The 21,512-nt window shown below is 30.5% G+C and carries 11 protein-coding genes; 3 read left to right on the forward strand and 8 right to left on the reverse strand.

Annotation, left to right across the window (positions count from 1 at the left end; all coding sequences use genetic code 11):
• Positions 1-7: 7 nt before the first annotated feature.
• Together tilS and BUC09_RS09385 are read left to right on the forward strand one after the other, a co-directional pair.
• Positions 8-1,315 carry a tRNA lysidine(34) synthetase TilS gene (tilS, locus tag BUC09_RS09380; RefSeq protein WP_073310894.1) on the forward strand — a complete coding sequence of 436 codons (1,308 nt, stop codon included), beginning with the start codon at positions 8-10 and terminating at the stop codon, positions 1,313-1,315.
• Entirely contained in the window at positions 1,315-3,390 is a 2,076-nt protein-coding gene (locus BUC09_RS09385) for a protein-disulfide reductase DsbD family protein (RefSeq protein WP_073310896.1), read from the forward strand. Before tilS ends, BUC09_RS09385 begins: the two co-directional genes overlap by 1 nt.
• 30 nt (positions 3,391-3,420) lie before the next feature.
• On the opposite strand, the gene BUC09_RS09390 is transcribed toward BUC09_RS09385, so the two are convergent.
• Both BUC09_RS09390 and BUC09_RS09395 read right to left on the reverse strand, forming a co-directional pair.
• Positions 3,421-4,719, reverse strand: a complete 1,299-nt coding sequence (locus BUC09_RS09390; protein WP_073310898.1) for an amidohydrolase family protein — start codon at positions 4,717-4,719, stop codon at positions 3,421-3,423.
• Between the two features lie 3 nt (positions 4,720-4,722).
• On the reverse strand, positions 4,723-7,728 hold the full coding sequence (locus BUC09_RS09395) for an amidohydrolase family protein (protein WP_073310900.1): 3,006 nt from the start codon (positions 7,726-7,728) through the stop codon (positions 4,723-4,725).
• Positions 7,729-7,891: 163 nt separating this feature from the next.
• Here BUC09_RS09395 and BUC09_RS09400 point away from each other — a divergent pair, with 163 nt between their 5' ends.
• Entirely contained in the window at positions 7,892-9,427 is a 1,536-nt protein-coding gene (locus BUC09_RS09400; RefSeq protein ID WP_073310901.1) for a YifB family Mg chelatase-like AAA ATPase, read from the forward strand.
• On the opposite strand, the gene BUC09_RS09405 is transcribed toward BUC09_RS09400, so the two are convergent.
• The 6 genes from BUC09_RS09405 to BUC09_RS09430 form a co-directional block, all read right to left on the reverse strand.
• The gene (locus tag BUC09_RS09405; RefSeq protein WP_073310903.1) at positions 9,428-10,759 is read right to left on the reverse strand and encodes a hydroxymethylglutaryl-CoA synthase family protein; all 1,332 of its coding nucleotides are present in this window, start codon (positions 10,757-10,759) and stop codon (positions 9,428-9,430) included.
• Positions 10,760-10,821: 62 nt separating this feature from the next.
• Entirely contained in the window at positions 10,822-12,252 is a 1,431-nt protein-coding gene (locus BUC09_RS09410) for an SDR family oxidoreductase (protein ID WP_073310905.1), read from the reverse strand.
• Positions 12,249-13,556, reverse strand: coding sequence for a DASH family cryptochrome (locus tag BUC09_RS09415; protein WP_073310907.1), 1,308 nt, complete (start codon positions 13,554-13,556; stop codon positions 12,249-12,251). The genes BUC09_RS09410 and BUC09_RS09415 overlap by 4 nt, the downstream gene beginning before the upstream one ends.
• Positions 13,557-13,559: 3 nt before the next feature.
• A complete protein-coding gene (locus BUC09_RS09420) occupies positions 13,560-14,249 on the reverse strand; it encodes an SDR family NAD(P)-dependent oxidoreductase (protein ID WP_073310909.1) in 690 nt (229 codons plus the stop codon).
• Positions 14,250-14,446: 197 nt separating this feature from the next.
• A complete protein-coding gene (ypfJ, locus tag BUC09_RS09425) occupies positions 14,447-15,301 on the reverse strand; it encodes a KPN_02809 family neutral zinc metallopeptidase (protein ID WP_073310911.1) in 855 nt (284 codons plus the stop codon).
• Between the two features lie 18 nt (positions 15,302-15,319).
• Positions 15,320-21,490, reverse strand: coding sequence for a PAS domain S-box protein (locus tag BUC09_RS09430; RefSeq protein WP_073310912.1), 6,171 nt, complete (start codon positions 21,488-21,490; stop codon positions 15,320-15,322).
• Positions 21,491-21,512: the final 22 nt, after the last annotated feature.

Genomic DNA, 21,512 nt, shown 5'->3' on the forward strand with positions numbered 1-21,512 from the left:
TTTGAAAATGCTTCAATATTTAAAACAACACATTGAAAAGAACTTGTCATTCATAACTGGTAAAAATCTACTTCTAGCAGTTAGTGGTGGTATTGACAGTATGGTTTTAGTCGATTTATTTTCAAAACTTGACTTTAAATTAGGTATTGCACATTGCAATTTTCAACTAAGAGAAGAAGAAAGTAATGGAGATGAAGAGTTTGTCAAAACACAATCAAAAAAGTATACTATCAAAGGGCATTACAAATCATTTGACACAAAAAATTATTCAGAAGAAAAAAAAATCTCTATCCAACAAGCAGCTAGGGAATTACGATACAATTGGTTTAATGAATTATTAGAAAAAGAAGGTTATGATTTCCTATTAACTGCTCATCATTTAGATGATTCTTTAGAAACCTTTTTAATCAATTTCACAAGAGGAACAGGGATTGAAGGATTAACTGGAATTCCAGAAGTGAACAGGAATGTTATCCGTCCCCTATTGATTTTTTCAAGAGATGAAATTGAAAATTACGCCAAAGAAAATAAGATAGAATGGCGCGAAGATTCAAGTAATGCTTCCGATAAGTATTTCAGAAATAAAATTAGACATCATGTTATTCCTATATTAAAAGAACTAAACCCAAGTTTATTAGAATCATTTGAAAATACTATTAAAAATATTTCTGGAACTAATACATTAGTTAAAGATGCATTAAATACTAATTTTAAAGTGATTGCTACTCAAAAAAATAGCGAGACCTACTTTGATATTGAAAAATTAGTCCAACTCGAAAACTATAAATCATACTTATATGAATGGTTAAAATCATTTGGTTTTTCTGACTGGCAATCGATATACGAATTGATTCACAGTCAATCTGGAAAACAAATCTTTTCAGAAAATTACCGTCTACTAAAAGATAGAAATCAACTTATACTTTCAGAAATAGGAATCAACAATAATGAGGAATCTTTTTCAATAAATGAAAACGAAAATTCTATAGTAAAACCAATAAATTTATCTATTTGTAACCAAAGTTACATTTCTGAACCTACTAAGTCATGTATTTTTGTCAATAAAGAAAAGTTAAAATTTCCACTAAAAATAAGAAAATGGCAAGAAGGTGATTATTTTTACCCTTCGGGAATGCAAGGGAAAAAGAAAGTAAGCAAATACTTCAAGGATGAGAAGTTTTCATTAATTGACAAAGAAAATACTTGGCTATTATGCTCAAACAACGAAGTGATTTGGATTATAAACCATCGTGCAGACCAACGATTTTTAGCAAATAATAACACACAACAAATATTAAAAATAGAATTACAGTAATGAAAAAACTATTCGCCTCAATTCTTCTAGTTTTATTAAGCTTTATAGGAAACGCTCAAATATTAGATCCAGTATCTTGGAAAACTTCGGTAGAAAAAAAGTCTGATACAGAATTTGTGTTGGTTTTAGATGCCACAATAGAACATGAATGGCATATGTTCTCACAGTTTACACCTGATGAAGCTTCTTTACCAACAGTTATTCAATATAAAAATGCTAAAGGAAATTATACTTTAGTTGGAAAAACAAAAGAGAGCCCTTACAAAAAAGTGTACAGTGATATTTTTGAAGTAGATGAATATTTGTTTGAAAATAAAGCACAATTTCGTCAAACTATAAAAATTACGAATCCAAAAGTAACTTCAGCAAAAGTATATATTGAATATCAAGTATGTAAAGAAGCATGTATTCAACAAGACAAAACGTTTGATATTAAATTACCAATTAGCAGTATAGAGGAATCTAAAGCTGAAAAATCTGTTGTTAAAGACACGCTAGTAAAAGATACTAGTGAGGTAATCGCTGTACCATTAATCACAGACGAAAATCGACCAGTAGGTCTTAAATCCGAAGAAATTAACCAAAAACTATATGGCCTAAATGTATCTGATGTAAAACAAATTCAATCAACCTCTGATACAAAAGAAAATGAAGTTATTACTGAAAAGAGTAGTCTTTGGAAAATTTTTGGTTTAGGATTCATAGGAGGATTACTAGCTTTATTAACACCTTGTGTCTTTCCAATGATTCCCTTAACAGTTAGTTTTTTTACAAAAAGTAGTGGGTCAAGTAAATCTGGAGGAATTGGTAAAGCATTATTATATGGAGCATTTATCTTAGCCGTATATTTATTATTAAGTGTACCATTCCATTTATTAGATAGTGTGAATCCTGACATTCTTAATGAAATTTCAACTAATGTTTGGTTAAATATTTTCTTTTTTGTGATTTTCATCTTTTTTGCATTTTCATTTTTTGGATATTATGAATTGACTCTACCTTCAAGCTGGATGAATAAAACTACACAAGGAGAAAACATAGGTGGCGTTTTAGGAATATTCTTCATGGCTTTGACATTAGCTCTTGTTTCTTTTTCATGTACTGGGCCAATTTTGGGTTCATTATTGGCTGGCTCATTAACTGCTGATGGAGGTGCATGGCAATTAACTGCAGGAATGGCTGGTTTTGGATTTGCTTTAGGTTTACCTTTTGCTTTATTTGCTATGTTTCCAAATATGATGAATTCCTTACCTAAGTCAGGTGGTTGGTTGAATACAACAAAAGTAATTCTAGGTTTTCTAGAATTGGCTCTTGCATTTAAATTTTTATCTAACGCAGATTTAGTAAAACATTGGGGGATTTTAAAAATTGAACCTTTCTTAATTTTATGGATTATTATTTTTACGGGATTGGCTCTATATTTATTAGGAAAAATAAAATTTCCACATGATTCACCAATACAAAAACTATCTACTTTCAGAATTATCTTTGGAGTTGTTACAGCACTTTTCGTTGGATACTTAACTTCAGGTTTTAGAGTAAATGAGGAAACAAAAACTTTTACCCCTTTAAGTTTGTTGAGTGGATTGGCACCACCTGTTGGCTATAGTATTTTCTACCCTAATGATTGTCCAAATAATTTAAATTGTTTTAAGGATTTAAAATCAGGATTAGCATATGCAAAGGAAAAAAACAAACCAGTATTGATTGATTTTTCAGGTTATGCATGTGTAAATTGTCGTAAAATGGAGGAACATGTTTGGTCAAAACCTGAAATTGATAAAATATTAAGAAATGATGTTGTTTTAATTTCTCTTTATGTTGATGATAAAAAACAATTATCGGAAGAAGAACAATTAGAAGTAATAAAATCAGATGGAGGAACAAGAATTCTTGAAAATTACGGCCACAAATGGGCACATTTTCAAACTGAATTTTTTAAATCAAACTCCCAACCTTTTTATGTGCTATTTAATCCTAAAACAAGTGAAGTTTTAAATACTCCAGTAGCTTATATGCCAGAAGCTTCAGAATATAAAACTTGGTTAGAAAACGGAATTAAAAACTTTAAATAAATTAAAAAGCCCTCTAAACGAGGGCTTTTTTTATTGATTATATTTTTCTTTATACTTTTTATACAATTCTGTTTGATGCGATTCTAAAACTATATCACGTCCTTGAATAAAAGCTTTTGAAATTTGATTTGTTCTCATATCTAAGGCATCACCAAATGATATAAAAAGTGTTGCATCCTTTCCTACTTCTAGTGAACCTACTTGCTTATCTATTCCTAAAATTTTAGCTGTATTTAATGTTATTGTTTTTAGAGCGTCTTCTTTTGTTAGCCCATACGCTACTGTAGTACCTGCTTGAAATGGTAAATTACGAACATTCATTCGCTCCATATCACCACTATTTTCTAATCCAACTAAAATACCTAAATCAGTTAATGATTTTGCTAATTTAAAAGGCTGATCAATATCATCTTGATCTAGTCTAGGCAATTCGTGGACTCTTCCTATTAAGACTCCTATTTGATTAGCCTTTAATAAATCTACCACTTTAACTGCTTGATACCCTCCAATTACGACCATTCTTTTTACTCCATTCTCTTTGCCTATACGAATTGCATCTATTAATTGTTTTTCTTCATTAGCATTAATATACAAAATTTGGCTCCCATCAAACAATCCTTTCATCGATTCATAAATCAAATTTTTAACAGATGATGGCTCTGCCAAGTAAACCCTTGACTTTCCAAAAAACGAGTTAATTTCATCAACTTGTTTCGTATAATCTTTATTACTTTCTATAGTTCCTGGTTCTGCCCACCATCCAGAACGTTTAAAAGTAGTAGGGAAATTTAAATGTATACCATCGTTTTCTTTAATTATTGCATCCTCCCATGTCCAAGCATCGAAATGAACAATAGATGATGTTCCAGTTATTCTACCTCCTCTAGGGGTAATTTGTGCTAATAAAACGCCATTTAAACGTGCAGTTTCAATTATTCTAGACTCTGAATTATAAGCTATAAGACTTCTTACGTTAGGAGTCATTCCTCCTATTTCTCTTTCGTCATCAGAAGCTTTTACAGCATCAATCTCAACCAAACCTATTGTTGAATTAGGAGCTATAAATCCCGGATAAACATGTTTTCCTTTGGCATCAATAACATTTTCATAGGCTGACATATCTAAACGAATAGTAGTTGCATCTGCAACTATTGTTAATTTTCCTTCTTTAAAACCTATTACAGAATTTTCAATAACCTCTCCATTTCCTAAATGTGCAGTAGCATTTAGTATTAATGTTGGTTTAGCTTGCTTTGATGCAGGTATTTGTTGCGCTTTCATACTCACACAAGAGAGTATTATAAAAGCTAATTTTATATATTTTTTCATAAACTATTCTTCTAAAGTGTCACAATGATAATGTACTTTTTCCTTTTTTGAGGCTGGTTGTGTAGCCATACCTTGGTTTTTTTCTTGTAGCAATTGTGTAATTATTTCAGCTCTTTCTTTTGCAATTTCATCACGTTTAAGAACATCTAAATCTTTGTCAAAATAAACAACTCCTTCAATTAACGTTTTCTCTGCTTTGGCATAAATAGATAATGGATTATCACTCCACAAAACAACATCTGCATCTTTTCCTACTTTGATACTCCCCACTTTATCATCTAAATGTAATAGTTTAGCTGGATTCAATGTTACCATTTTCCAAGCTTCTTCTTCTGAAACTCCACCATATTTTACAGTTTTAGCTGCTTCTTGATTTAAACGTCGAGACATCTCAGCATCATCAGAATTTATTGCAACAATTAAACCTTGTTTATGCATTAAAGCTGCATTATAAGGTATAGCATCATTTACTTCAAATTTGTATGCCCACCAATCTGAAAAAGTTGAAGCTCCAACTCCATGTTTTTTCATTTCATCAGCTACTTTATAACCCTCAAGAATGTGTGTAAATGTATTTACATTAAAGTTGAATTTTTCTGCCACTCTCATCAATCCTAAAATTTCTGATTGCACATATGAATGACAAGAGATAAATCTTTTTTTATTAATAATTTCAGCTAATGTTTGTAATTCTAAATCTACTCTTGGCTTTTTTAAATTACCCATTTTTCCTTGAGAGTTATACTCTTTCCATAATCTATCATACTCTTGTGCTCTGGTAAAATAGTCTATAAAAACTTGTTCAACTCCCATTCGAGACTGAGGAAATCTTGTTGGATTTTGAATTCCCCAATTCGATTGCTTTACATTTTCCCCTAATGCAAACTTGATAAACTTGGGAGAATTTTGAAAAATCATCTCTTCTGGAGCTAATCCCCATTTCCATCTAACAATTGCAGATCGGCCGCCAATAGGGTTTGCCGAACCATGCAATAATTGAGAAGTTGTAACTCCACCAGCTAAATTTCTGTATATATTAATATCATCAGAATTTACTACATCCTCGATAGTTACTTCTGCAGAAGAATTATGTCCGCTTTCATTTACTCCTCTTGAAATAGCAATATGGGAATGTTCATCAATTATACCACTTGTTAAATGCTTCCCTTTGCCATCAACAACAAGAGCTAATGGATCGGCTAAATTTTTACCAACTGAAGCTATTTTACCATTTTTTATTAAAACATCAGTCTCAGTAAGAACACCTTCTTTTTCATTTGTCCAAACAGTTACATTCTTAAATAAAATAGTCTTTTGATTTGGTTTTTGAACATTACCATATGGCAAATTAGGGTATGTCACCGGAAAAACTTTATTTATTTCACTTTTCTTTTCTTCTTCCTTTTTAGTTTCTGCTGAAACTGGAACTTTTTTTGCTGACCAAAGAGTTTCAATTCCATTAGCTAAAACGGCTTTACCAGAAATTATATTTGTATCAGAAACAAAGGCTGTTAAACGATGAAACTCTGTTTTTGTAGTATCTGCTGTCTTTAAAAGCAAATTCAACCAATTGTTTGCCAATGTTAATTTAGAATTAACCTTTTTATCATTTGCTAATTTCACATCTGCTTTTAGTGAATTTATCTCTCCATCTATTTTCAGCTTATAATTATCATTCCCAATAGTTAACAGGTATTCAGCTCTTATGTCTTTTAGGTTCATATCATTGATAATAAACTTATTTCCTTGAACCCAATTTTCATAAATTATCGTTTTAGAATCAAAAATATCCCCAGAAGTAATTAAGAAATTTCCAATGTTTCCTTTTTTGAGACTGCCTATTTCATCAGACTTACCTAATAATGAAGCTGGAATGGTAGTCAAAGATTCTAAAGCTTTGGTTTTGTCAAAACCATATTTTATTGCTTTTAAAAGATTTGTCCTAAAGTCATCAAGCTTTTTTAACTTATCAGTTGTAAGAGCGAAAATTATTCCGTTTTCTGACAAAGATTTAGGGTTTGTAGGCGCTTGATTCCAAAAACGTAAATCTGCTAACTCCATTTGATTTGCTTGGTAAGGATCAGAAACATCATAACCATCAGGGAAGTTAATAGGAATAATAAATTTTGCATTAGTTTTTTTAATTTCGTCTATACGCTCAAACTCATTTCCTGATCCTTTTAAAATATAATTTATTCCAAATTCTTTTCCTAATTTAGCAACTCTTAAGCTATTTAATTTATCTTCTGAAGCGAAAATTTGTACAATTTTTTCATTTTTGATCAATGCTTCTAACGAAGCATCTCTATAATCTGAATTACCTTCTTTATACCATTTTGCATCATGATACATCTGCTTCAATAATGCCAACATCCCCATTAATGATGATGGATAAGCTTGATTTGAAAACTGACTTTTAGTAAATGCAAAATGATTAGTTGTTACTGTTGACAAAAACTTATTAGTCTCTTTATCATTATTTAATAATACCAATGCACCTGTTCCTCTGGCAATTCCATCAGGTACATGAGTTCCCACAACTCCAAAACCAGCTTTTAAAAATTCTTCGGCTTTAATTTGATCAAATTTAAAACTATCACTAGCATTCACTTCAGTTTTAATGTGCTCATTCCAATAATATCCTTTCCTTTTTGTATCATATAAAGGATTATTATTCCCTTCACTTCTAGAAGTTTTAGGCACTTCTATACCAAAATTTGTATACATATCAATAAATGAAGGGTAAATGTACTTTCCCTCTAAATTTATCTGCATTGCATTTTTAGGAACTAAAACTGAAGTACCAACAGCGATGACTTTCCCATCTTTTATTAGCAATGTTCCTCTTTCAATTACCTCTGAAGGAGAAACATGTATTTTTGCGTTTGTGAAAGCTATAAAAACGGAGGATTTACTTTTTGTACTCTCATTATTAGGAAAGTACTCTTGGGCATTAATATTGGATGTTAAAAAAACACTCCAAAATAATAGTAAAAAGATTCTTTTCATTTTGTTTTTGGTTGATTAGTCGTCTAAAAATACTTATATTATTTTATCAAAATATAGCAATCCTATTCTCTTTAACATTTTTTTATGAAAAATAGTAAATAATTTTTTGTAAAATTTTATTTACTATTTTTACCCAATAATAGCCATTAAAATATTACAAGCCATGTTAGTGAAAGTCTTTGGGAGCGCCATTTTTGGTGTAGATGCCACAATTATTACTGTTGAAGTCAATGTCGAAAAAGGTATAGGTTATCACTTAGTTGGACTTCCAGATAATACCATAAAGGAGAGCAATTACCGCATTGCTGCCGCTCTTAAAAACAACAACTACAATTTCCCTGGTAAAAAAATTACTGTAAACATGGCTCCTGCCGATTTACGCAAAGAGGGTTCTGCATATGACTTAACCATTGCTATAGGTATTTTAGCCGCATCAGGTCAAATAAAATCTGAAGAAGTAGACAAGTACATTATCATGGGAGAACTATCTCTTGATGGAGGTCTACAACCTATAAAAGGAGCTTTATCTATAGCGATTAAAGCCAAAGAAGAAGGTTTCAAAGGATTTTTCTTGCCAGAGCAAAATGTAAAAGAAGCTGCCATAGTAAGCGGAATAGATGTCTATGGTGTTGAAAACATATCTCAAGTAATTGATTTTTTTGAAGAAAAAGGGACATTACAACCCACTACAATAAACACAAGGGAGGAATTTTATAAGAATTTAGATTTTCCTGAATTTGATTTTGCAGAAGTACGAGGACAAGAATCTATAAAGCGTTGTATGGAAATTGCTGCGGCTGGAGGACATAATATTATTTTAATTGGCCCACCAGGTGCTGGAAAAACAATGTTAGCAAAACGATTGCCTAGCATCTTGCCTCCCATGACACTCAGAGAAGCATTAGAAACCACAAAAATTCATAGTGTTGCAGGAAAAGTAAAAGATACTGGATTAATGAATCAGCGGCCATTTAGAAGTCCGCATCATTCTGCGTCCAGTGTTTCACTAGTGGGTGGTGGGAGTTATCCTCAACCAGGTGAAATTTCATTAGCACACAATGGTGTACTTTTTCTAGATGAATTACCAGAATTTAAAAGAGAAGTACTAGAAGTAATGAGACAACCTCTAGAAGATCGAGAAGTAACTATTTCGAGAGCTAAATTCACCATTACCTACCCTTCCTCTTTTATGTTGGTCGCAAGTATGAATCCAAGTCCTGGAGGCTATTTTAATGACCCAAATGCTCCTGTAAGCTCCTCTCCTAACGAAATGCAACGCTATTTGAGTAAAATTTCAGGACCATTATTAGATAGAATTGATATTCATATTGAAGTTACTCCTGTCCCATTCGAAAAACTCTCAGATACAAGGAATGGTGAAAGTAGTGTAGAAATAAGAAAACGCGTAACACAAGCTCGAGAAATACAGTCACAACGTTTTGCTATGTCTGAAGCTATCCATTACAATGCGCAAATGACTACAAAACAAATTAGAGAATATTGCAAACTAGACGATACTTCGTTACAACTTTTAAAAACAGCTATGGAACGTTTAAATCTATCTGCAAGGGCCTATGATAGAATCCTTAAAGTCTCTAGAACCATTGCCGATTTAGAAGCATCGGATACAGTAAATTCAAACCATATTGCCGAAGCAATACAGTATAGAAGTTTAGACAGAGAGGGCTGGTTGGGATAATTAGTAATATCTATAATATCTAGCTCCAACAAGGTTAGGATTAGAATTTTCAATAGACTCTAATCCAAATTCATTTTTAGGCGATAACACAGATTCCTTCTTTGCTTTTTTATGCAGACTGATATATGTTTCGAAATCAATCTCTTTTGCGTTATCTATTGTTTCGAAAAGATTTAGGTTTGTAAAGACTTGTTTCCAAGATTGTTCTACATGCCCTTCAAAAACTTTTGCTTTAGAACCACTTCCATAAGCAATAAAACCAAAGGTTTTATCAGTAATTTCATTGTTTTGTTTAAAATGATAACTTAATGTAGAAAGTAAACCTAAAAAGATGGATCCTGTATACATATTACCAATTTTTGAAGATGCGATTTCGGCAGGATATAAAGCTTTTTGAACAAAATTAGTATACTCCTCACTCTTAGATAAAGATTTTATAAAATCCTTAGTATTGACTTCTTCAACCGTTTTTGTTTCATTGGCATAAATTGAAACAAAAGTTCTCCTTCCTTGAAAACAATAAGGCAAATGCATTATAATGTTCTCCCATTTTTTAAAAACCGCGTCGTTTCTATTTGACACTTTTTTATAATGAGCATAAGCTTCTGTTATTCTACTGATGTAACATTCGTTAGAATATTGACCATCAAAAACAGGTTGCTCTTTATAAATAGATAGTTCATTTTCTTCTACATTCAATAAAGAAAAATCGACACCAGCTTCTTCTTTTGAAAAATATCTTCTGGGTTTAAAAAAATCAAAAACTCCTTGAGATGAAACTCCAACTTCTTTAGTAAATGAAATAAGTCTAGGATTGGCAGCAATTAGAATTGCAATAGCACCTGCGCCTTGTGTATATTCGCCAGAAGAATTAAGATCATACTTTGCATTATCTGTAGCAATTACAATTGCTTTTTTGTCAGGATTTAATCTAACAAAATCCAAACAAATTTGAAGTGCATCGATCGCTCCAATACAAGCAAAAGTCATATCTAAAGTATCACAATTTTTAAAAGTATTTTCTCCTAATTTTTGTTCCAATAATTGCGTAACATATGAAGCAACTGGTTTTGAAGAATCTACTCCACTCTCTGTGCCCACATAAATTCTATCAATTTCGGCAGGTGAAATAGTATTATCCTCTATTAATTTTAAAGTAGCATTTGCCGCAAAAGTTACAACATCTTGATGGACATCAGGAAAACTCATTTTCTCTAGTCCTAAGCCAAGATTTAATTTTTCAAATTCAATATTTCTGTTTTCTGCTAGTGTTCTTATTGGCAAATATATTTTTGGCAAATCAAAAGCGATTGCATCTATTCCTACTTTCATGAAAAGTTTAGTTAAAATGGTTTGTAAAAATATCGATAAAATTGAAAAAATTTAGAATAGGATTAATTTTTATTTGCAGCAATATTTTTGATCATTCCTTCAAAAATAAAAAAATGAAAAGGCAACATACTGTACCAGTATAGCCTTCCAAAAATACCTCGAGGACGAAATGTTGCTATTTGGTGTAAAACATTTTCTTCATCAATTTTAAATTCGAGCCAAGCTTCACCTGGCACTTTCATTTCTGCAAAGAGAAGTAATCTTTTTTTTTCTTTGTCTGCCATTAAAACCCTCCAAAAGTCAAGTGAATCACCATCATCTAAATGTGTTGGACTAGTACGTCCTCTTCGCAAACCAACTCCTCCAAAAAGCTTGTCAATAAAACCTCTTATTTCCCACATCCAAGTACCATAATACCACCCTTTTTCACCTCCTATTGACCAAATATTTTCTAAGGCAATTGAATCATTGTTCAATTGTACTTTTTTATAATCTTTCAAACATCCATATTTTGGCACCTCAATATAGTTTTTCAAATGGGCTTTAAAATTACTACTGGACAAACTGTCTTTCCAACTGGATAATACTAGATTTTGCTCAATTTTTTTAAAAGCTAGTTTAATTGCATCTGTATAAGATATGGGTTTAATATTTAAGATTCTTTGTAATTGATTGTCTTTACAAATCACTTCAACTTTCATACTATCAACTAAGTTTTGTGCCAATTTATAAGAAGTAGAAGTCACAAAATACAACCAATACGAAGATAATTTAGGTGTCATAAATGGAACCGTAATCATAACTATTTTAAACCCTCTTACTTTTGCATAAAGCTGCATCATTTGTTTATACGTTAACACATTAGGTCCACCAATATCAAATGATTTGTTGTAGCATTCTTTTTTATTAACAACACCTATCAAATACTTTATAACATCACGAATAGCAATAGGTTGTGATTTAGTTAAAACCCATTTTGGGGTAATCATTACAGGTAATTTTTCACATAAATCTCTAATAATTTCAAAAGAGGAACTGCCTGAGCCAACAATTATACCTGCACGCAAAACAGTCAAATTAAAGTTTCCTTTGTATAAAATATTTTCAACATTACTTCTAGAGTGCATGTGTTTGGAAAGATTAGGATCATTAACAATTCCGCTCAGATAAATGACTTGTTTTACATTCATCTTATCCATGTAGAGATTAAAGTGAGTTGCAGAATTGGCTTCCATTTCAACAAAATTTTGCGTTGAATTAGCCATAGAGTGGATTAAATAATAAGCCACATCAATTTCTTGTGGAAGATTATCAAAATTAGGCTCTTCAATAAAATCAACTTCCCAAATAACAACTTTATTTAGCGTTTCTGCTTCTAAACCAAGACGAGATTTATCACGAACACAACAAATCACTTCATGACCACTAGCTAATAACTCAGGTAAAAGCCTTCTACCCACATATCCATTCGCACCTGTTAATAAAACTCTCATCTTACATTATTTGTGGTTATCCATTTTTTTCGATACTCACCATTTTTATCGTATTCTGAGGCTTGCTTTTCTGTATCAAAATATCGTGAAGATCTAGGATCATTACCAACCCCTGCAAGATATGCCCAATTTCCCCAATTATTTGACACATCATAATCTATCAATTCTTGCTCAAAGTATGATGCCCCATAGCGCCAATCGACTTTCAAATCATTAATTAAATAACTCGCTACAACTTGACGCCCTCTGTTACTCATAAAACCTGTAGCTTTGAGTTCTTGCATATTAGCATCAACAAAATCATTTCCGGTTTCTCCTTTTATCCAAGAGTCTAATTTATCAAGATTTGTATTTTTTTGGTGTTTAACAGTTTTAGATAATCCATTCAAGAGAAACAGTTTATCATTGTGCTTTTTAAACATAAACCTGAAAAAATCTCGCCATAATAGCTCAAATATTAACCAATATGTTGATTCGTTTTCTCCAAATTCTGCTTCAAAATCTTTAATCTTAGCATAAATATAGCGAGGAGAAATAGAACCCATAGCTAGCCACGGCGAGAGTTTTGTAGAATAATCACTACCCAATAAACCGTTACGTGTTTGCTTGTAGTTTAAAATTAGTTTTTTATCAAACAAATAATAATTTAGCCTTTTAATAGCATTTGCCTCCCCTCCTTCAAAGTTTAAAACACTTCTGTCATCAAATTCTAACGTATTAACATCTATTAAATGAGAGAGAAGAGGCAAATTAAATTCGGGCAAAAAAGGTGATTTTATTTCATTAGGAACATTATAAATTGGTCTAACAGTCGATTCTTTCTCTACCTTCTTTCTAAAATCAGTAAAAACATCTGGTATATCTTTAATAGAAAAAGGTAAATCTTCAGGATGATATAATGTACTGGTACTAAAAATAGAAACGTCACAATTAATTTTGGAGACTTCTTTTTGAACTTTCTCTAGCGTATTTTTTTCAATGTAGGCTACTTCTTTTTTTGTGTAGATTTTTGTTGCTCCATATTTCAAAACAATTTTAGGAATTTCAATTTCAGGTTTGCCTTTGAGTATTATTAAACCTGAGCCTCTTTTTTTTAATTCATTATTTAAATCTTGCAAGGATTCTAATAAAAATTTAGTTCTGAATTTACCTGTTCTCTTAAACCCAAAAGGTCCTTGATCAAAATCATTTACATCAAGACAATAAACTGGAATTATCTCTTTATTATTCTGTATGGCTTTAAACAATACTTCATTGTCGTTTAAGCGTAAATCTGTTTTAAACCAAACTATAACTCGTTGCATTTTTTAACCTTTTAAGTTTCCCATTCCACCATCTACCGAAAATATTTGACCAGTAACCCAACTTGATTTTTCACTTAATAAAAAAGAAATCATATTTGCAATATCTTCTGGCTGTCCTATTTTTTGCATTGGATTACGTTTCTGCATCGCTTCAATTTTTTCATCGTTTGTTAAAAATTTTGCACTTAGTGGCGTATCAACCAATGATGGAGCGATAGCATTTACTCGTATTGTTGGTGCAAATTCTGAAGCTAGTGATCTTGTTAAGCCTTCTATTGCGCCTTTTGCCATAGCTATTGAAGAATGAAATGGCATCCCAATTCCAACAGCAACTGAGCTTATTAAGACAATAGATGCATTAGATGATTGCTTTAAATTGGGTAAGTATTTTTGAATTACATTTACTGCTCCAAGCGCATTAATTCTGAAATCATTAATGAACTCTTCATCCTTATACCTATGAAAAGGTTTTAAATTTATAGTTCCAGGATAGTAAACAATGCCATCTAATGATACTTCTAGTTGAGGTAAGTTTTCTACAGAATAATCTATCACTGAAAAAGATGAATCATAATCACTAATTTCTCCTTTAGTACTCAGTCCAATAACATCATAAAACTCATTTTGTAATATAGTTTTAGCTGAGATTGCTATTGCGCTTGATGCTCCTGCAAATAAAACTGTTTTTCTCATCGTTATGCTATTTTTTATTTGATACTATTTTTAAAGTAATTTCATGAAATAGTCATCATACTCTAAGTTGCAAAAATTTTGTTTAATTTTTATTACATAAAGTTAAACAAAAATAAATTTACAAAACAGATTAAGCTCAAATTTTTGCAAAAAAAAAGCCAACATTACGTTGGCTCTATTTAGATATAAATTTTATTTTAATTTAGTTCTGCGAATGTATCTCCTTGACGGATATCACCCGTTTTGAATCCTCTCATAAACCAATACTTTCTTTGCTCTGAAGTACCATGAGTAAATGATTCGGGTACAACATGTCCTTGCATTCTTTCCTGAATTGCATCATCACCTACAGCTTGTGCTGCACTTAATGCTTCATCAATATCATCAGCATCAAGGTTTTCTTGGTTATATTTAGCCCAAACTCCTGCATAAAAATCAGCCTGTAGTTCTAAAGCTACTGAAAGTTTGTTTGCTTCAACTTGATTCATTCTTGATTGTAACTGACGAACTTTATTTGAAGTTCCTAATACCGTTTGAATATGATGACCTACTTCATGAGCAATTACATATGCAATTGCAAAATCACCGCCTTTTGCTCCAAAACGAGTTTGTAATTCGTTAAAAAAAGCTAAATCCATATATACTTTTTCATCTCCTGGACAATAAAAAGGTCCAGACGCAGCTGAAGCACTTCCACATGCTGTTTCTACTGCATCAGTAAACATTACCATTTTAGGAAAACGATACTTCATATTGTTTTCTTGAAATATTTTTTGCCAAGTATCTTCATTATCCGCAAACATTGTTGAAACGAATTCACCAACTACTTTCTCTTCTTTAGTCAATTCTCTTTGTTCAGTTTGAGTTGTAGTTTGTCCTTGATTCATTTGCTCTAACATAGGGGCTAATGTTTGACCAGTTTCACCCCCAAACAAATTAAGTAATAGAATAATAATTCCTAGAGCACCACCTCCAGCAACAACTTTACCTCCTGTTGACATTCCTCTCCTATCTTCTACGTTTTCACTTTGACGTCTACCTTGCCATTTCATAATTTTAAAAAGTTTAGTTTATAGTTTATTTTTTTGCAACCATTTGAACAACATGCTCTCAAAAACATCCTTATCAATTGGTTTAGATATATAATCGTTCATACCAGACTCTATACATTTCTCTTTTTCGCCTTTAATTGTTCCTGCAGTTAGAGCAATAATAGGTACATTAGGATTAAATTTCCTAATATCAATGGCAGCTTCATAACCATTCATCACTGGCATTTGAATATCTAAAAGTACTAAATCAGGATTTACTTCACTACATTTTTCAACACCAATTTTTCCATTGCTTGCTTCGTAAATAATTGCCTCTGGAATAATTTTCTTAATCATAGTTCGTGCCAAAAGCATATTGATTTTATTATCCTCGACAACTAATATTTTTTTAGACACGCTAAAAATTGATTTCTTATGATATAAACTAATGTCTTCATAACTCACTTCTATTTCTTTTACATCAAAATCATATTCTGTCTCTAATACCTCTGGATAGTATTTTGTATTTAACTCAAAATAAAAAGTACTTCCTTTATTTAATTCACTCTCTAAATTTAATTCACTGTTCATTAATTTCAGAATTTTATTCGAAATTGCTAATCCTAATCCAGTTCCACCGTACTTTCTGGTTGTCGAATTATCTTCCTGCGAAAATGGCTCGAATATTTTTTCCTGATTTGCTTTTTTAATACCTATTCCACTATCTATTACAACAAACTTGAGTGTTACATCTTTATCATTTTTACGAACAACATCAATTTGGAATTGAACCTTTCCTTTATTTGTAAACTTAACAGCATTAGACAATAAATTCAATAAAACTTGCTTTACTCTTAGTGAATCTATCAAAATGTATTTTGGTACATCTTTATCTATATTTAAAGAAAGTGCAATGTTTTTTTGTTCGGAATCAAATCTAATTATATCTATAATTTGATGGCAAAGCTCATGCAGGTTGGTTTTTTTGAATTCTAGTTCTAATTTACCAGTTTCAATTTTAGAAAAATCAAGTATATCATTAACTACTTCTAACAAAATGTCTGCAGAATGGTTTACTGTTGCTAAATATTCCTGCTGAGCACTATCCAGCTCAGTCTCTTTTAATATACTTGAAAACCCAATTATTGCATTTAAAGGAGTTCTAATTTCATGGCTCATATTTGCTAAGAATTCAGATTTTGCCTTATTAGATGCTTCAGCATATTCACGAGCTTTGATTTCTGTTTCGATTTCTTTTTTGGCAGTAATATCGAATAAAATTCCTTCAATGAAAGCTATTTTACCATCTTTTAAAATAACATCTCCAAATTCCTCAACCCATATATAATCACCATTACTTTTTCTTAACCTATAAACTACATGGAAAGGGATATGATTTTTGATACAATCGTTAGTGTAGTCTTTTAAATTTTCTCTATCATCAGGATGAACAAAATCAATCAGAGAGGCTTTTTTGTTTAAAAACACAGATTTTTTATATCCAGTAAGTACTTCAATTTGATCATTTAGAAAAACTTTTGTCCATTTTTCATCATATTCAGAAAGGTAAACTGTTCCAGGTATACTATTGGTTAATAACTTAAATCGTTGCTCACTTTCCTGAAGTAATTCTTCATTTTGGACTCTTTCTATAGTTGTAGATATATTGTTAGCTAAAATTTGGAGTACACCAATTTCATCATCAGACCATTTTCTGCCATTTGTGCAATCATCAAAACCAATAGATCCGTAAAATTGATTTTTTACAAAAATTGGAAAAATTAAAATAGTCAAAATACCCTGATCTTGCCAACGTTTTTTTATCTCAGGATTTTTAACTTCACTAACTATAGCATTGTACACTTTATTTTGAGCTAAAAATTCTAAAAATTCTTGACAACTTTCATAAGGCATATTTTGCAATATAGGATTATGAAATTGAACAGAAATATCAGTGTTTACCCACTCATTTTTTTGACTTAAAGTTTTAGCAACTGCATTGTTTTGAAAATAATAAACCCTATCTACTTTTGAAGCATTACCAATAATTGGGAATATGTCATCAAAAATTGTAGCTAGGTCTTTTCCTTTTAATAGCTTTTCTGTAGAAACAGCAATTGCTGATAAAATCTCGGTTTTAATTTTTAATTTACCTTCTGTTTCTAAACGTTTCTGTGACTCAATTGCAATTGCTATAACATCTGATACTGAACGCGCAAAATTAATATCATCATTATCCCAATTTCTATATTCTTTAGTTATTTCAAGACATAAAATGGCCTCAATTTCTCCATTAAAAATAATTGGTACATCTAACATTGATTTTATACCATTATCAGGCAAATAATCTTTTACAAACTCCTTTACACTTTGAGTATTATAAACATCTGATGCTATTATAATATTGTCATTTTCAAGAGCTTTAAAATAATTAGGGCATTCTGAAAGGTTAGTAACAAAATTACCAGTATAATTATCTTCATTTAACGTATACAGCACTAAGCATTCTAATTCAGACTTTTTATAATTCCAATAACTAATCCTATCAATATTAGCCCCTCTTGCCGCAGATTTTAAAATTTCTTTCAAAATATCTACAAAACTAGTTTCCTCTGGATAAATCTTTGTTACAAGCTTATTAATTGTTTTATTGAACAATTCATTCTTTTCTTGTCTGTACTTTTGTTCTTTTTCAATATTCTTCAATATTGTAATATCACGTGCAATGGCTGCATAACCTATAACTTTACCATCTGTATTACGAGATAAAGATACTTTTTGTGAAACCCACAATTTCTCTCCCGTCTTTTTAACAACAGGAAACTCTAAAAAAGGTATATCATCAACATCTAATGAGTTAGTTTTATAAAACAATTCTACTTTTGCGGCATAATCGGGATGAATAAATGAAGTAAAATGTTTTCCTATGTAATCTTCTCGAGAGAAACCTAATAATTTTTCTGTGAACTTATTTATAAACGTAAAATATCCTCTAATATCCGTTTCATAAATCATGTCAGAAGCTGATTCGATGAGCTTTTTATATTGATTTTGAACCTCCACTTGCTCAGTAACATCTTGTCCAATACCTACATATAAATCATCTGAATATTTAGAATCTTTCCATTGAATAAATTTATAACTGCCGTCTTTACATTTTAGTTTTCTTATGTAAAGTGTTTCACTTATTTTATAATTAACAGTTGAAAATTCAGCATCTTCTGTCAATGTCCAATAATTCATTCCCTTAACTTCATCAACATTATAACCTAATATTTGTTGAATTGTTTCACTACAATAGACAACTTCCCCTTTTTTATTAACTGCCAATACCAATGAAGTTCCCTTATTAACAATGTTATCTGCAAATAAGAACTTATCCTTTGCATTTAAATTAACAATATATCTAACTTGATTAAGAATAGCGATAATAAAACAACTATATAAGAATGCAACCATTACTTCTCTTGTTATAGCGTTTGAAGTATAAAGTGCTATTATTATACCAAATACCATAAAAACATATAGCCAATAGTATCGTATTGATCTAAAAACACTATAGGATAAGAAAAATGCGACTAAAAAATCAAGAAAAGAAGCTATGTGATTAGGAAATAATATCATTTTCCTAACTGTTTCAACAGCATAAATTAAAAGGAATATTGCAAATAAGTTTCTTAAATTATTTTGTACAATTTTAAAATTTTTACTTAACAAGTATACTCCAATGAGAATGATACCAACAAATATGTTAAATTGTAACGACTCTACCGCCCTTACATTTGTAATTTCTATTATAAAGTCAATGAGTGGGATTAAAATACCTAAAAAAAGAAAATATAGACCAAATTGTTCATTTGAAGAATCAGCTTCAGCATAATTTTTGACAAAATCTTTATTATACTTAGCAGTCTTGCTAAAAATTAAAGAAATAACTAAATAAATAATAGTAATTCCTCCTAAAATAAACCACCAACTCAAATAAAAAGGTTTATCAACTCTAAAAGAATAGCTGGCCACTGGACTAATAGGACGCCCAATATTGTCTACAACTCTAACCTTGAAAACATATTTACCAAAACTTAGGTTAGAATAGTTAATTGATCTTTGAGGTGTAGGTTTTGACCATTGGGCTTTTTCTAATCCTTCAAGTTTATAGGAATATAAAGCATTTTTCGAAACATTATTATTGATAGTTAAATAACTAAAAGTCAAATTATTCTCATCAACTTTGAATACATGATTTGCTTGAGGTAAATTGTCCCAATGATTTTTTAAGTTTTCCCATCTTTTTGATTCATTAAAAAGAGTTAAGCCTGTAATTCTAACTTTAATGTTTTCTTTATAATTAGTTTTATAACTTCCTAAACATTGATACAATCCTTTTACAGTTGCTAGATAAATATCTCCATATTCATCTTTATACTGAGCTCTCATATTTGTCTCTAATCCAGTAAATCCGTTTTTAGAATTGTAATTATTGATATTTATAATTTTGCCCTCTTCATTCACTTTTACTTTAGCCAATCCAAAATTTGTTCCTATTAAAAGATCTCCTTCATTATTTGCTATTAGAGTATATATTAAAGTTGAAACTAAACCATTCTTTTCGGTGTAAAACCTTTTTCTAAATTTTTCGTCAACTAAAATCAATTTTTTATTACCCGAGAACCAAAAATTACCATAACTATCTTTAGTTCCAACTGATATAACTTCTGAAACAATTCTTCTAGATAAATAAAACTTACCTTTATTTTTTTTAAGAATAAACAAGCCATCACTTGTACCTACATACCAACTTTGATTGCTTAATTCTATAATTACAGAAACATAATCGCTAAAATTTCTTTTACCTTTAATTCTGTTTAAAAACTTGAAATTTTTATCTAATACAAATAGGCCATAACCAAAAGTCCCTATAAAATATTGCCCATCTTTATTTTGAAATAATGATGTAACTTTTAAATTTTCGTTGTCAGCATATTTTCTTATATCAACTTTTTTTATTCTACCTTTTTCTAGAATAGAAAGCCCCTGACTACAACCAAAAACAATGTTTTTATTGTTATCAATAATCCCAACGTTCGAATTTTCTATTGGAAGTTTTCTTAAAAGTCTAATGTCGTCAGAACTATTAAAAAGTACCTCATTAACTGAATTATTATCCTCACTAAAATATAATTTATCATCACTCTTTAAAACACAAAAAGCTGTTGGCGAGTTCAACGATTCAACATTAGCAAAACTTATGAACTGCTGAGGTAATGTGATAAAAAGACCAGTTGCACTAGTAGCTATATATAAGTTTTTAGTATTGTCTTGAAAAAAGGAATTAACATAATCTCCGTTAAACCCATTAGATTTATCAAAGAAAACATTAAAACTTCCATGACTTAAGCAAACACCTTTCGTGTCGTAACTGCTGAGCCATTTACTTCCTCTTTTAGTAACATAAATATTTTTGAGTGAGAAAAGTTTTCCAGAATCATCTTTTATAATTTCTGGATTTGATAGTTTTCCATTTTCATAAGTAAAAAGTTCTGCTTTGTCTGTACCAATGAATACCTTTCCTTTTTCACTTTTACTAACAGTTGTTCTACCATTAATTATTTTTGAAAAAAAAGGAGATATATTTCCATTTTTAAAGTTTAAAACCCCATCATTAGTAGCTAATAATATACTGCTGTCAATCAACTCTATAGCTGCATTAATTTGATTTATTGGTTTATCAAATTTTAATAGAAGTTTTAAATCATAATTTGCTGAAATCTGAAAAATTTCATTTGAAGTAATTGCAACAACTCCTTGTTTTGTTTTTAAAGTTTTAAAAACAAGATTTGTAGTTATTTCGTTTTTGTTGTTTTTAAAATTAAATTCTTTAAAAAAACTCAAACCGTCATAAACATAAATACCACTATAGCGAGTAGAAATTATTAGATTTCCATTTTGATCTTCAATTATATCAGTAATAAACTCGCCAGGCAAGCCTTTACTTTGATCAAAAATTTCATAACTAATTCCATCGTATTTAACTAATCCTCCTCCTTCAGTACCAATCCACAAATAATCTCTGCTGTCTTGAAAAACAACATTTATATTAGCTGATGGCAAACCATCTTCTTGATCAATACGCCTAAAATCATATATCTGACCCGATACATGAATAGTAATAAAATACAGTAATATAAAGTAAAAGTACTTTTTAAGCATCTACGTATTTTTGATAGAATAA

The organism is Flavobacterium terrae (assembly GCF_900142035.1).
Classification (GTDB): domain Bacteria; phylum Bacteroidota; class Bacteroidia; order Flavobacteriales; family Flavobacteriaceae; genus Flavobacterium; species Flavobacterium terrae.

Coding starts and splice junctions, on each gene's coding strand:
- tilS (WP_073310894.1), top strand. CDS start 8: ATGCTTCAATATTTAAAACAACACATTGAAAAGAACTTGTCATTCATA.
- BUC09_RS09385 (WP_073310896.1), top strand. CDS start 1,315: ATGAAAAAACTATTCGCCTCAATTCTTCTAGTTTTATTAAGCTTTATA.
- BUC09_RS09390 (WP_073310898.1), bottom strand. CDS start 4,719: ATGAAAAAATATATAAAATTAGCTTTTATAATACTCTCTTGTGTGAGT.
- BUC09_RS09395 (WP_073310900.1), bottom strand. CDS start 7,728: ATGAAAAGAATCTTTTTACTATTATTTTGGAGTGTTTTTTTAACATCC.
- BUC09_RS09400 (WP_073310901.1), top strand. CDS start 7,892: ATGTTAGTGAAAGTCTTTGGGAGCGCCATTTTTGGTGTAGATGCCACA.
- BUC09_RS09405 (WP_073310903.1), bottom strand. CDS start 10,759: ATGAAAGTAGGAATAGATGCAATCGCTTTTGATTTGCCAAAAATATAT.
- BUC09_RS09410 (WP_073310905.1), bottom strand. CDS start 12,252: ATGAGAGTTTTATTAACAGGTGCGAATGGATATGTGGGTAGAAGGCTT.
- BUC09_RS09415 (WP_073310907.1), bottom strand. CDS start 13,556: ATGCAACGAGTTATAGTTTGGTTTAAAACAGATTTACGCTTAAACGAC.
- BUC09_RS09420 (WP_073310909.1), bottom strand. CDS start 14,249: ATGAGAAAAACAGTTTTATTTGCAGGAGCATCAAGCGCAATAGCAATC.
- ypfJ (WP_073310911.1), bottom strand. CDS start 15,301: ATGAAATGGCAAGGTAGACGTCAAAGTGAAAACGTAGAAGATAGGAGA.
- BUC09_RS09430 (WP_073310912.1), bottom strand. CDS start 21,490: ATGCTTAAAAAGTACTTTTACTTTATATTACTGTATTTTATTACTATT.